At 66.8% G+C, this 13,174-nt stretch carries 11 protein-coding genes; 7 read left to right on the top strand and 4 right to left on the bottom strand.

Going from position 1 to position 13,174, the window contains the following annotated elements; translation table 11 throughout:
* The first annotated feature begins 171 nt into the window (after positions 1–171).
* From RKE25_RS08020 to RKE25_RS08005, 4 genes are all read left to right on the top strand, one after another.
* Positions 172–1,374, top strand: a complete 1,203-nt coding sequence (locus tag RKE25_RS08020) for an amidohydrolase family protein (protein WP_311841715.1) — start codon at positions 172–174, stop codon at positions 1,372–1,374.
* Positions 1,371–2,177, top strand: coding sequence for a transcriptional repressor AgaR (agaR, locus tag RKE25_RS08015; RefSeq protein ID WP_311841714.1), 807 nt, complete (start codon positions 1,371–1,373; stop codon positions 2,175–2,177). The genes RKE25_RS08020 and agaR overlap by 4 nt, the downstream gene beginning before the upstream one ends.
* A gap of 983 nt (positions 2,178–3,160) precedes the next feature.
* Entirely contained in the window at positions 3,161–4,417 is a 1,257-nt protein-coding gene (locus tag RKE25_RS08010; protein WP_311841713.1) for a DUF5077 domain-containing protein, read from the top strand.
* Between the two features lie 76 nt (positions 4,418–4,493).
* Entirely contained in the window at positions 4,494–5,786 is a 1,293-nt protein-coding gene (locus RKE25_RS08005) for a DUF5077 domain-containing protein (RefSeq protein ID WP_311841712.1), read from the top strand.
* Positions 5,787–6,319: 533 nt separating this feature from the next.
* On the opposite strand, the gene RKE25_RS08000 is transcribed toward RKE25_RS08005, so the two are convergent.
* On the bottom strand, positions 6,320–7,117 hold the full coding sequence (locus RKE25_RS08000) for a hypothetical protein (protein ID WP_311841711.1): 798 nt from the start codon (positions 7,115–7,117) through the stop codon (positions 6,320–6,322).
* A 111-nt stretch (positions 7,118–7,228) separates the two neighbouring features.
* Positions 7,229–7,834: a class I SAM-dependent methyltransferase gene (locus tag RKE25_RS07995; protein ID WP_311841710.1), complete on the bottom strand. Its 606-nt coding sequence runs from the start codon at positions 7,832–7,834 to the stop codon at positions 7,229–7,231.
* A gap of 199 nt (positions 7,835–8,033) precedes the next feature.
* Between RKE25_RS07995 and RKE25_RS07990 the strand changes: the two genes are divergently transcribed.
* The 3 genes from RKE25_RS07990 (at position 8,034) to RKE25_RS07980 (ending at position 11,248) form a co-directional block, all read left to right on the top strand.
* The gene (locus RKE25_RS07990; protein WP_311841709.1) at positions 8,034–8,321 is read left to right on the top strand and encodes a hypothetical protein; all 288 of its coding nucleotides are present in this window, start codon (positions 8,034–8,036) and stop codon (positions 8,319–8,321) included.
* A gap of 157 nt (positions 8,322–8,478) precedes the next feature.
* Positions 8,479–10,038, top strand: a complete 1,560-nt coding sequence (locus RKE25_RS07985; protein ID WP_311841708.1) for a DUF1800 domain-containing protein — start codon at positions 8,479–8,481, stop codon at positions 10,036–10,038.
* A 10-nt stretch (positions 10,039–10,048) separates the two neighbouring features.
* A complete protein-coding gene (locus tag RKE25_RS07980) occupies positions 10,049–11,248 on the top strand; it encodes a DUF1501 domain-containing protein (protein WP_311841707.1) in 1,200 nt (399 codons plus the stop codon).
* A 115-nt stretch (positions 11,249–11,363) separates the two neighbouring features.
* Here RKE25_RS07980 and RKE25_RS07975 read toward each other — a convergent pair whose 3' ends face one another.
* A complete protein-coding gene (locus RKE25_RS07975) occupies positions 11,364–11,804 on the bottom strand; it encodes a DUF1579 family protein (RefSeq protein WP_311841706.1) in 441 nt (146 codons plus the stop codon).
* A gap of 24 nt (positions 11,805–11,828) precedes the next feature.
* Positions 11,829–13,166 (bottom strand): hypothetical protein, encoded by a 1,338-nt coding sequence (locus tag RKE25_RS07970; RefSeq protein ID WP_311841705.1) that lies wholly within the window; start codon positions 13,164–13,166, stop codon positions 11,829–11,831.
* Positions 13,167–13,174: the final 8 nt, after the last annotated feature.

The following is a 13,174-nucleotide window of genomic DNA, read 5'->3' as shown; positions in this document are numbered from 1 at the left end:
GCGCAGAAGCTGGAACGCTAAAGCAGGCCTCGCTCCATAGAGCCATTCCCGCGAGCACCCGCCCCTCATCCGCCTGCCGGCACCTTCTCCCCGGAGGGGCGAAGGGTTTCCACATCGAAGGTCGAGGCGAACCCGCTGCCTCGGTACGCGACGAAGAAATACAGCACGCCCATGCCCAAACCCTGCCTCTGCTGCTCCCCGCCCACCGGCGCCGGCACCGTCCGCATCGACAGCGGCAAGAACCAGCTCGCGACCGCGCCGGACGAGAGCAAGAGCGGCCTGCGCCTGTTCGACTTCAAGCCGCGCAGCATGCTGCACGTGAAGCAGACCCGCGTGGAGCGCCCGCGCTTCCCGGTGATCGACATGCACACCCACCTCACCTGGACCGCCAACGTGCGCAACGGCGTGTCGGTGGGCGAGGAGATCACGGTGTTCGCGCAGCCGCAGGACCTGCTGCCGGTGATGGACCGCAAGGGCATCCGCACGCTGGTCAACCTCACCGGCGGTACCGGCGCGGGGCTGGAACAGGCGATCCGCAGCTTCGACCACGCCGCGCCGGGGCGCTTCGTCACCCTCACCGAGCCGTCGTTCGGCCTGTTCGCCGAACCGGACTACCCCAACCGCCAGGCCGATGCCATCGCCCACGCGCGCAGCATCGGGGCGCGCGGCCTGAAGCTACTGAAGACGCTGGGCCTCTATTTGCGCGAACGCATCGACGACGGCCCGCTGGTCGCCGTGGACGACCGGCGTTTCGATCCGATGTGGGAGACCTGCGCCGCCTTGAACATGCCGGTGTTCATGCACGTCTCCGACCCGGAGGCGTTCTTCCTGCCCACCGACGCGGGCAACGAGCGCTACGAAGAGTTGGCACGCCATCCGGACTGGTCGTTCTATGGACCGGAATTCCCCAGCAACGCGGAACTGCTCGCCGCGCGCGACCGGCTGATCGCGCGCCATCCGAAGACGACCTTCGCGCTCATGCACGTGGGCAATGGCGCGGAAAATCTCGAAGCGGTGTCCGCCTGCCTGGACCGCTTTCCCAACACCGTGGTGGACATCAGCGCGCGCATCGGCGAGCTGGGCCGCCAGCCGCGCACCGCGCGGCGCTTCTTCGAGCGCTACCAGGACCGCATCCTGTTCGGCACCGACGCGGTGCCCTCCCCCTACGGCGACGACGTGCCGCAGCAGCTGTTCGGCGACGCGCTGTACGAGATCTATTACCGCTTCCTGGAAACCGACGACGAGTATTTCGACTACGCTCCCGCGGAAACCCCGCCGCAGGGACGCTGGTCCATCTATGGCCTGGACCTGCCGGACGCTATCCTGCGAAAGGTTTACCATGACAACGCCGCCCGACTGCTAGGCCTTCCATGACCCGTGACCGAGCCTCCGCCCCGACTCGCCGCCTGCTGGTGGAGGAGCGCCGCCGCCTGATCGTCGAGTACGTGGACAAGCAGGGCCGGGCCACGGTGGAGGAACTGGCCAAGCGTTTCCACACCTCGGCCGTCACCATCCGCAACGACCTCGAAGCCCTGGCGCGCAGCTCGGCCATCGCCCGCTCCCACGGCGGTGCCCTGCCCGCCACGGCGCCGAACGCGCACGACACGCCGCTGAACATCAAGGAGACGCGCCACCATGCGCAGAAGCTGCGCATCGGCCAGGCCGCGGCGCGGCTGATCCAGAACGGCGAGACGATCATCCTCGACTCCGGCTCCACCACGGTGGAGATCGCGCGGCAGATCCGCCAGATGAAGTTCGAGTCGCTTACCGTGATCACCAATGCGCTCAATATCGCGCTGGAGCTTTCGGGCCTTTCGCACATCCGCGTGATGATGCTCGGCGGCCTGCTGCGCGAGACCTCGTATTCGCTGGTGGGCCCGGACGCGGAGCAGGCCTTGTCCAAGCTTTCCGCGGACAAGCTGTTCCTCGGCGTGGACGGACTGGATCCGGTGGTGGGCGTGACCACGCCCGATCCATTGGAGGCGTCGCTCAATGCGCTGATGATCCGCGTTTCGCGCGAGACCATCGCGGTGTTCGATGCGAGCAAGCTGGGGCAGCGCAGTCTTTCGGTGATTACGCCGGTGCAGCAGTTGCATCGGGTGATTACGGATAACAGCGCGGAGGCGAAGGTGGTGGAGGCGCTGCGCGCGGCTGGGGTGGATGTGGTGTTGGTTTGAGGTTGGTGGGTGTATTTGGGTCGGTTGTCGCGGGTGCGTCGCCAGCCTTGTCTCGCCCCTGGCGGGGCGAGGGTTTCGCTCTCCTGCCGGAGAGCGAGTTACTTCTTCTTTGATGCCAAAGAAGAAGTAACCAAGAAGAAAGGCACCCTGCGCGGCGCCCTCCGGTGGCCTTCGCCACCTCCGGGTACGTTGAGGGCTGGCCGGGCTTTTCGACAGGGCATCCTGCCCTGATCGAAAAGGCGGGGACATCCCTGTCCCCGCCCCGCTTCGCGGGCCTGATCGTCCAGCCCTCACCGCCGCGAAGGGAACCCGGCAGATCAAGAGCCACACGGAGCATCGGCTTCGCCTCGCTCTCGTTTTCTGGTTGGCTGCTTGCAGCGGTACCGCACTTCTCCTTCTCCCCTCCGGGGAGAAGGCGGGATGAGGGGCGGGTGCTCGCGGGAACGCTTCTACGAAAGCGTCGTAGGTCGAGGTGAGCCCTAACCCCAACGCGAGGCGCTGACGTTCACCTCGCTTTCTCACCCTCATCATTCCGGCGCAGACCGGACGAGCGCGCGCAGTGCGGACAGCGCCCATAGGGGCGAGCGAAGCGAGTCATCCAGTCGCGACACGGCTCGTGTTGTAGCGCGTGTGCCGCCAACCTTGTCCCACCCCTCATAAGCCGACCATCGCGGCGTTCGCCGCGCGCTCGCGCGCTCGCGCGCTGGGGAGCATGGCTTCGCACCTCAGTGCACCACTTCCTCCTTTCCCCCTCTTTGCCTGACAGCAGCCCAAGCACTTGCATTGCACCGAACTTTCATTATTCTCCGATTTCTGTCGATTAACTTCTGTTTCAAATCAATAACTTTCGTTTTCGCCAAAAACGAAAACGAAAGCACCTGAACGACATCGCCACAACCGCCACACCTGCTGACCCGTTTTCCGGACCGCTCGGGGGAGCGGCCCGCCCGACGAAACGAACGTCATTCATTTGGGAGGGAGTCATGCGATCGATTGCGTATCGGAGCCTCGGCCTGTTGCTCGCTTTATCGGGCACGGTCGCCGCCAAGGCCGCCACCACCGTGCCGCTGGGCGGCAATGCCTTCATCACTCAGCCATCGTCCAGTGCGAACGAGCTGATCAACGACACCGGCCTGCACAACTGGAATTCCAGCCAGGCAGTGATCAGCGTGTATTTCGACGTGAAACAGGGCGGGAATCTTTCCCTGGCATTGGCGGGCTCGCTCAATGGCGCCAGCAGCAGCACGGTGAGAGTTACCGTGGCGGGCCAGTCGCATCTGGTGAATCTCAGCAGCACCTCGGCAGGACCGTTCGATGCCGGCACATTCACCGTGTCACAGGCCGGCTACGTGAAGGTGGACCTGCAAGGCGTGACCACCAATGGCGGTTACTACGGCGACATCAGCGGACTGCAGATCGGCGGCAGTGCCACCGCGGCCGGCACAGTGTTCGCCAATGACGCCTCCAACTACTACTGGTCGCGCCGCGGTCCTTCCGTCCACCTGGGCTTCCAGGCGCCGGCAAGCACTGAGTATTTCTACAGCGAGATCAACGTGCCGTCCGGGCAGGACGCGATCGGCTCGTACTTCATGGCCAACGGCTTCAACGTGGGCTATTTCGGCATCCAGGTGAACTCCGCCACGGAACGCCGCGTGCTGTTCTCCGTGTGGGATCCGCCCAGCGGCGGTAGCACCACGCTCGTGCGCAAGGGCACCAACGTCACCACCAACGGCTTCGGCGGCGAAGGCACCGGTGGGCAGAGCTACCTGGTGTATCCGTGGGTGGCGGGCCACACCTATCGTTTCCTCACCCGCGCGCAGCCCGACGGCGGCGGCAATACGCTATACACCTCGTGGTTCTCCGATGCCGCCTCGCCGGCCACCTGGAACCTGATCGCCACCTGGAAATACCCAGGCACCAGCGCGTATCTCACGGGCCTGTACTCGTTCCTCGAATGCTTCGACGCCGAACGCGGCTGGATCGGCCGGCGTGCCACCTATGGCAACGAGTGGGCGAAACCCGCGGGCGGCGCGTGGACGGAACTGACGTCCGCTTACTACGACGTCGACGCCACCGGCCTGAACCAGCAGCGCCTGGATTTCGCCGGCGGCCTGAGCGGCGGCAACGCGTTCTACCTACGCAACGATGGCTTCTTCACGCCATCCGTCGCGTCCGGCCAGACCTTCGTGCGCACGGCCAACGGCACGCCGCCGAACATCGACCTCAACGCGCTGCCGTAAGGGCGCGCCTGTCCGTATGCCGGAGAGGCCGCGCGGCCTCTCCCATGCATCCATGCCATCCACCCGGGAGGGAATCATGCGATCGATTGCGTACCGAAGCCTTGGCCTGCTGTTCGTCCTGTCCGCCACCGCCGCCGCGCAGGATGCGGCCGTCACCGTGCCGTTGGGCGGCAATGCCTATGTCACTCAAAACTCGCCCACGGCCAACGAAACCATCGCCGACGACGGCCTGCACCACTGGGATTCCGGCAAGGCAGTGATCAGCGTGTACTTCGACGTGCAGCAAGCAGGCGAGCTCGATCTCGCGCTAGTCGGCGCGCTCAATGGGGCCAGCCACAGCACCGTGAAAGTCACCGTCGCCGGCGAGTCGCACCTGGTCAACCTCAGCAGCACCGCGGCCGGACCGTTCGAGGCCGGCCGCTTCACCATCGCGCAACCCGGCTACGTGAAAGTGGACCTGCAAGGCGTGTCCACCGATGGCGGCTACTACGGCGACATCACCGGCCTGCAAGCCAGCGGCAGCGCCACCGCGGCCGGCACGGTCTTCGCCAACGATCCGGCGAATTTCTACTGGTCCCGCCGCGGCCCGTCCGTGCATCTGGGCTTCAAGGCACCGGCGAATACCGAGTACTTCTACAGCGAAATCACCGTGCCGGTCGGCGAAGACCCGGTGGGCTCGTACTACATGGCCAACGGCTTCAACGTCGGCTATTTCGGCATCCAAGTGAACTCGCCCACCGAACGCCGCGTACTGTTCTCCGTCTGGGACCCGCCGAGCGGCGGCAGCACCACCCTCGTGCGCAAAGGCCCCGGCGTGATCACCAACGGCTTCGGCGGCGAAGGCACCGGCGGCCAGAGCCACCTGCGCTACGACTGGGTGGCCGGGCATACGTATCGCTTCCTCACGCGCGCGCAGCTCGACGGTGAAGGCAACACCTTGTTCACCTCATGGTTCGCCGACGCCGCCGCGCGAGGCCAGTGCGAGACGCAGACCGCGCAAGGCAACTGCGAGTGGCACCTGATCGCCACCTGGAAATACCCCGGCGTCGCCACGTATCTGCGCGGCCTGTATTCCTTCCTGGAGTCCTTCGATCCGGACCATGGCTATGTCGGACGCCGCGCCGTCTACGGTAACGAATGGGCCAAGCCGGCCGGCGGAGCATGGGCTGAATTGACCTCGGCGTATTACGACGTCGACCCCACCGGGCTCAACAAACAGCGCCTCGACTTCGCCGGTGGCGTGAGCGGTGGCGATGCGTTCTACCTGCGCAACGATGGATTCTTTACGCCGCCGGTGACGTCCGGGCAGACGTTCGTGCGTACGGCGAAGGGGGTGCCGCCGGAGGTGGATTTGGATCGGTTGCCTTGAGGGGATGGGCGGTGCGTGGCGGCTTGTTCTTCGGTAGAGAGGAAGTTGCTGCGTGGCGGCTTGGGTAATGTCGCTGTAGCAACGACTGTGCAAGCACCCGCCCCTCATCCCGCCTTCTCCCCGGAGGGGAGAAGGAGAAGTGCGGTACCGCGGCAAGCAGCCTAATGACCAAACCAGAGCGAGCGAAGCGACGCTCCGTGCCGCTCTTGATCTGCCGGGTTCCCTTCGCGGCGGTGAGGGCTGGACGATCAGGCCCGCGAAGCGGGGCGGGGGCAGGACGCCCCCGCCTTTTCGATCAGGGCATGGATGCCCTGTCGAAAAGCCCGGCCAGCCCTCAACGCACCCGCAGCAGCGAAGGCTGCGGAGGGCGCCGCGCAGGGTGCCTTTTCTTCTTGGTTACTTCTTCTTTGGGCAAGCAAAGAAGAAGTAACTCGCTCTCCGGCAGGAGAGCGAAACCCTCGCCCCAACGGGGCGAGACAAGACTGGCAATAACGCGACAAGCGAGCCAAACCGCCAAGCCCTGCGCAAAAAAACTAAGCCGCCTCCCTAACCCCCCGAACCGGAATCAACGCCCCAATCAACGCCATCACCAACGTCGCATCGAACAACACCTGATAATCCAGCTCCACCCGCGTGCCATCACGCAAATGCAAGCGCAACCGCGACGTCCACTGCGTCAAGTCCATCTCCACCACATCCGCAAACGGCACCTCGCGCCCCTGCAGCGTCACCGCCGTCAAGCTGATGCGTACCGCCTTCGCGGTCGATGCGCGCAGATACGCGCGAATGCCGGTAGCCATGTCGCGCTGCGCCTGCCCCAGCTGCGTGAGCACCTTGAACTCCAGCGTGTGGCCGCGCTCCAGCTCCGCGATCAGCCGCGGCAGGCGGGCGTTGAGATAGGCGCGCTCCAGCGCGTCATGGAACTTGCGGTAGCCGCTCAGGTGAGCATTCACCGCGCCCCAGGCCTGGTCGCCCTCGCCGCGCCAGGCCAACCCGACCGGCAGGCCGGCGCGATAGAACTGGCAGGTCTCGGCGATGCGGTCGAAGCGCCACGACTCCGTGCCGCGGCCGCCGTGTCGCGCCACGCCTTCTTCGCCCAATACCCAGTAGGTGCGGCGCATGAGCAGGGCGCCGCCGACCAGCGCCAGGCCGATCACCGCGCAGCCGATCATGCTGCCGTTCATCATGGCCGCGCCGTCGGGCCGGGCGTGGCCGCGGACGGTCAGCAGCAAGGCGGCGCAGGCCAGCAGCAGGGCTGCGAAAACGAGGATGACGATGGAAAGCGCCGCATTGTTGCGATGGCGGCTGATGACGCGTCCGATGTCCGACATGGCTATCCCTAGGTCGTTGAACTGAGGCGCCCTTCGCTGGGCGCCGGTCGATCATAGCGGCAACGGTGGCTAGTTTTTAGCCAACCGCCGCACAGCCCGCCCCGTCCCGGCTCAGGCCAGCTGGGCCCGCTCCAGGGCGGCGATCCGCCGTTCCAGGCGGGGGCCCAGATAGCAATGCGAACCGCACGGCAGCAGGCCGGCCTCGCGGAAGGCATGCAGGTACCACGAGGGCGCGCGGGCCACGAACCCGTCGTGGTCGCCGGCGACGTCGTCCTTGCTGGTATAGGCCTCGAGGAAGGCCACGCCTTCCAGCATATCCACGATGCCGGTCAGGCCGGCGCGGATCTCCGCCGGCTTGAGGTAATGCAGCACGTCCGTGCACACGATCAGGTCGAAGCGCTCGTCGAAGCGCAGCTCCGCGAGCTGGCCGAAGCGGGCCCAGCCGATGTTGCGGCTGCGCCCGTAGCGCGCGACCACGTATTCGCTGGCATCCAGTCCGCGATAGGCCACGCCGGGCCGCAGCGCACGCAGGTGCGCGCGCCACGGCGCCTCGCCGCAGCCCACGTCCAGCACGTTGCGGAGGGGGCGCCCCAGGTAGTACTCGGCCACAGCCACCACCATCGCCACCTTGCGCCGCAATTCGGCGGGCGAAGCCACGGAATGGCGCGGGTGGCGGTACCACTTGTCGAAATAGGCGCGGTCGTAAGTCTTGGGCATGGCGGTTCGCAATCCGGTTCGGGAAAGGCGCGGGTCGAACGGAGAGGCGCTCCGCGGCCAAGCAGGGATTATCGCCGCAGGAAGCCCTCCTACCGCTACCGCGACCGCTTTTCGCCTGCTCTTTCCCTCCACATCACCCGCCGCATACGCCGGCCGCGCCAGCATGCTGTCCAGTCCGTAACGTTCCGGAGTCCCGGCCATGCCCATGATTCGTATGCGCATCTTCGGCAACCATGACAGCGCCGATACCCTGATCAACACGCTGCGCGGCATCGAAGGCATCGAGCACGTCGAAGACGTCGACGAGGAATCGATGGACGAGATGCGCGACGACTCCAGCTCCAGCGAACTGGTCGACGACAACCCGGGCAGCATCGTCCGCGTCGAGATCGAGGCGCCCGGCAACAAGGTGGAGACCGTGCGCAATGTGGCCGAACTGGGCGCGCGCGAGCTGGCCCTCATGGTGGAATTCGTCGACGAGTTCTGAACAGCGTCTCCACCGCAATTTCATGCGGCGGCTTCCCGCATGAATCTCGACCGAATGCGGCTCGCTCCACGGACGCGGCGTGTCGGCGCATGGCAAGGTGCCGCGTTGTCAGTCCACGCAACCTCCGTCGCCGTCAACCGCCAGGAAGCCAAGACGCATGCGCCGCACGACACCGACCCGACGCCCGGCTCCGCCCCGGATCCTCGCCACCCTCCTGCTCGCCGCCACCGTCTGCGCCATCGGCGCGCCACCCGCCATGGCGCGCGGGCGCGATGCCCTCAGCGCCGACGACGTCGCCTGGCTGCGCCGCGACGGCTTCGGCCTGGACAGCGCCAGCGTGGCGCGTTACCGCGAGCTGGGGCGGGACCGTTACCTCGACGAACAGCTCGACGACCGTAGCGGTGACGGGCTACCGCCAGACATCGCCCAGCTTATCCACGGTTACGAAGTCGTCAGCACGCCACCCGACCAGCTGATCGCGTCCTACCAGGCCGAGCAGGAACGCATCAAGGACATGCCCGACGGCGATGCCAAAGTCGAGGCGCGCAAGGCGCTGCAGCAGCACGGCAACGACCTGTTGCAGGAAGCCCAGCAAGCCGCGCTACTGCGGGCCGTGTACGGCTCCAACCAGCTCAAGGAACAGATGGTGTGGTTCTGGTTGAACCACTTCAGCATCTATGGCGCCAAGGGCCGTGTGCGCTGGGTTGCTGCGCGCTATGCCGACGAGAGCATCCGCCCGCACGCGCTGGGCAAGTTCAAGGACTTGGTGATGGCCACGCTGCGCAGCCCGGCCATGCTGGAGTACCTGGACAACGCGCAGAACGCCAAGGGCCACGTCAACGAGAACTACGCGCGCGAGCTGATGGAACTGCACACGCTCGGCGTGGGTTCCGGCTATACCCAGCAGGACGTACAGCAGCTCGCGCTGATCCTCACCGGCGTGGGCATCGCCCCGCCCGCCGACAAGCAGCGCGTCAACCCGAAGATGGCCTCGCTTTACGTGCGCGACGGCCTGTTCGAGTTCAACCCGATGCGCCACGACTTCGGCGACAAGGTGCTGCTCGGCCAGCCCATCAAGGGCAGCGGCTTCGACGAGGTGGAACAGGCGGTGGACCTGATCACCCGCCAGCCGGCCTGTGCGAAGTTCGTCGCGACCAAGCTCGCGCGCTATTTCGTCGCCGACGAGCCTTCGCCGGCGCTGGTGGACAAGATGGCCCGCACCTTCCAGCGCACCGACGGCGACATCGCCAAGGTGCTGCGCACCATGCTGGAGTCCAAGGAACTCACCGCGAACACGGGCAAGAAGTTCAAGGACCCGATGCAGTTCGTCGTGTCCTCGGTACGCCTGGCCTACGACGGCCGCCCCGTGGTGAACGCGCGGCCGCTGCTGAACTGGCTCAACCAGCTGGGCGAACCGATCTACGGCCGGCTCACGCCGGACGGCTGGCCACTGGACGCCTCCGGCTGGGCCAGTTCGGGACAGATGGCCAAGCGCTTCGAGATCGCACGCGCCATCGGCACCGGCAACAACCGCCTGTTCGTGCCCGAAGGCAGCAATGGCGTGGCGCCTGGTTTCCCGATGCTGACCACGCGCTTGTACTACGACGCGATCGATCCCCATCTGTCGGCAGCCACGCGCGACGCGCTCGCCAAGGCCGCCTCGCAGCAGGAGTGGAACACCTTCCTGCTGTCTTCGCCCGACTTCAATTACCGCTGAGGTGGCACGCATGAATCGCCGTGAATTCCTCTTCGCCGCCGCGGCCGCCGCCACGGCGCCGCTGTTCTCCTACTCCGGCCGCCTGTTCGCCGCGCCGGCCAGCACGCCGCGCTTCCTGCTGGTGTTCCTGCGCGGCGGCTACGACTGCAACAACCTGCTGGTGCCCTGCGGCAGCGACTTCTATTACGAATCGCGACCGACCATCGCCATCGCGCGTCCCGATGCGGCCAACCCCAACAGCGCCATCGCACTCGACAGCCAGTGGGGCCTCAACCCCGTGCTGCGCGATTCGCTCTATCCGCTGTGGCAGCGCAAGCAACTGGCCTTCGTGCCGTTCGCCGGTACCGACGACATGTCGCGCAGCCACTTCGAGACGCAGGACAATATCGAGTCCGGCGAACCCACCGGCCAGCGCACGGACTATCGCTCCGGCTTCCTCGCGCGCCTTTCCGGCTCGCTCGCCAACGTGCCTTCCATCGCCTTCACCGACGCGCTGCCACTGAGCTTTCAGGGCGGCGGCAAGGACATCCCCAACATCTCGCTGCGCGGCGTGGCCAAGCCGGCCTTCGACGAAAGGCAGTCCGGCATCCTGGCGGAGATGTACAAGGGCACCTCGCTCGCCGCCGCCGCGGCCGATGGCCTGGAACTGCGCCAGAAGGTCTCCAAGGACCTGCAGGACGAAATGATGAAGGCCAACCGCGGCGCCACCACCGCGAAGAACTTCGCCGCCGAGACGCAGCGCATCGCCACCATGATGCGCGACCAGTACCGCGTGGGCTTCGTCGACGTCGGCGGCTGGGACACCCACGTCAACCAGGGCGGCGCCTCCGGCGCGCTCGCCAACAATCTCACCAATCTCGGCCAGGGCCTCGCGGCCTATGCCGACGCACTGGGCGACGAATGGAACAACACCGTGGTGGTGGTCGTCTCCGAATTCGGCCGCACCTTCCGCGAGAACGGCAACAAAGGCACCGACCACGGCCACGGCACGGTGTACTGGGTGCTGGGCGGCCGCGTGCGCGGCGGCCGCATCGCCGGCGAGCAGGTGGCGGTGAACGCGCAGAATCTTTTGCAGAACCGGGATTACCCCGTGCTCAACAATTACCGCGACATGCTGGGCGGGTTGTTCGCGCGGACGTGGGGGCTCTCACCGAGCCAGCTGCAGTCCGTGTTTCCCGGCGCGAAGCCGCGGGATCTGCAGCTGGTGTAACCCACCACCGTAGGTTGGGGTGAGCCAACGGCGAACCCCAACACCGCGCGGCGCATGGGTCGGCACACGCACCTGCGTCCGTTGGGGTTCGCGTTCCGCTCACCCCAACCTACATCTACGCCCGCCGGTAATGCCCGCTCATAACGGGCTCCCACTGCACACCGCCGTCGAACGAGCTTTCCAACGCAAGCGTGTAGCTCCCGTCGGCTTGCGGCGTGTAGACGTGCCGCGTCTGTCCGCGTGGCGAACTGCGCAGGAAGGTCAGCCGCTGCCCGTCCCAATGCCCCGGTGCCGGCGCGGAGGGTACGAAGCCGTAGCTGTCGAACCAGAACAGTTGGAACTGGTCGTGCTCCGGCCCAGGCGCGATCACCGCATGCGCCAGCAGCGCCGGCTGGCCGTCGCGCTGTTCGCGATAGTCGATCACCACGGCTTTGCCGCCCACATCGAGGCGTGCTTCCACCTCCGCCGTGGCCGGCCCGCCCTGCCCCCAGCGCGTGGTGGCGATCTGCTCCTCGCCCGTCCAGCGGCCGATCAGAAACTCCAGCGTCTCCCGCATCGAAAACACCTCGCGTGTCGGGCGTCAGGGTGCGCCCGGGTTCTCGTGGCTCAAGCTCAGGTCGCCCTGCCGCTCGCCTTCCTTCAAGCGCCAGCCGTCGGCGAGCTTGAGCGTCCAGCCAGGGCCGGCGACCGTCCCCGTCCGGGCCGCATCCTTGCCCGGAACGGCGACGTACAGGTTCTTCCAATCCGGCGCGAGCAAGGCGCCTTCGGTCACCTCGATCGAACCCCACTCCGCGATGACCTTCATGGTCGGATAGACCGTGCCGACGTCACCCAGCGATACCAGCGTGCTGGGATTGAACATGATCTGCGGCTTGCGCAGCGGCAACACGAGACGCGCCCCATCCACCAGCTGCGCGCGGTAGTGCGCGATCTCCTGCTGGCGCCGCTGTTCGCGCGCCTTCTCCGCGGCGAGCAGCGTCGCGCCGTCGTAGTCGGCGGCACGGCGTTCGACCCCGGCCTCCATGGCGTCGCCGGGCTTGGCACGCAACGCGGCGGCCAGCAGATCGGACAGCGTGGCGTCGGGCTGTTCCCGTATCCGCTGCCGCCACGACGGCGCATAGCGGTCGAGCAGCCAGCCATATGCCGGGCCGGTCGCGTACTCGAAGGAGCGGATGTAGCTCGGCGCGGATACATGCGAGGTGAGATCCGCTTCGGTCAGGGCCTTGCGTTCCTCGGGCGACACCGCGCCAACGGCGATACCGGTGTATTCGGCCACGCCTTCGTTGCGCTCCAGCGCGCGTTCGGCGGCGGCGGCCTCGGGAAACTCGCGATAGCGCGCGGCACGGAACAGCAGCGCGTCGTCGACGCGGCGACGGCGCTCCCGGTCGTCAGCGGCCGCCACGGCCTTGGCGAGCGCGCGCCATTCCAGCTGCACGAGATAACGCCCCCGCAAGGTGTCGAGCGCGTCGACCGGCGCGTCGGGCGCCGGCGCCAGCCCCACCTCGGCCTGGATGCGGTGGAACGCTTCGTGCGCCATCACCACGCGGCGTTGGCCGGCATCCTCCGGCATCGGCCAGACCAGCTGGGACCAGCGCACGCCGGCCCAATCCAGGGCGGTATTGGCGAAAGAAACGTTGTCCGGCAGGCGCCCGACGAACACACCCTGCTCGGCCTTGAGCAAACCTTGCGCATCCGCCTGATTGGCGATCACCCGGCGAGTGGCCGGGTCGACGAACATCGCCGGCCCGCACAAGCTCTTGCCCCATAGCTTGCCGCCGTCGGCAGCGCACTGGCGATGCGCCTCGTCGAACCAGGCCTTGGCCCGCGCGGATTCGAAGGGCACCGGCTCGGCGGCGTGCGAGGCGGCGGCGAACGACAGGCACAGCACCAACACGGAACACGGACGCGGGTAACGCATGGGGCCTC

It is taken from the genome of Dyella sp. BiH032 (assembly GCF_031954525.1).
In the GTDB taxonomy this organism is placed as follows: domain Bacteria; phylum Pseudomonadota; class Gammaproteobacteria; order Xanthomonadales; family Rhodanobacteraceae; genus Dyella_D.
This window is presented reverse-complemented; position numbering and strand designations above follow the sequence as displayed.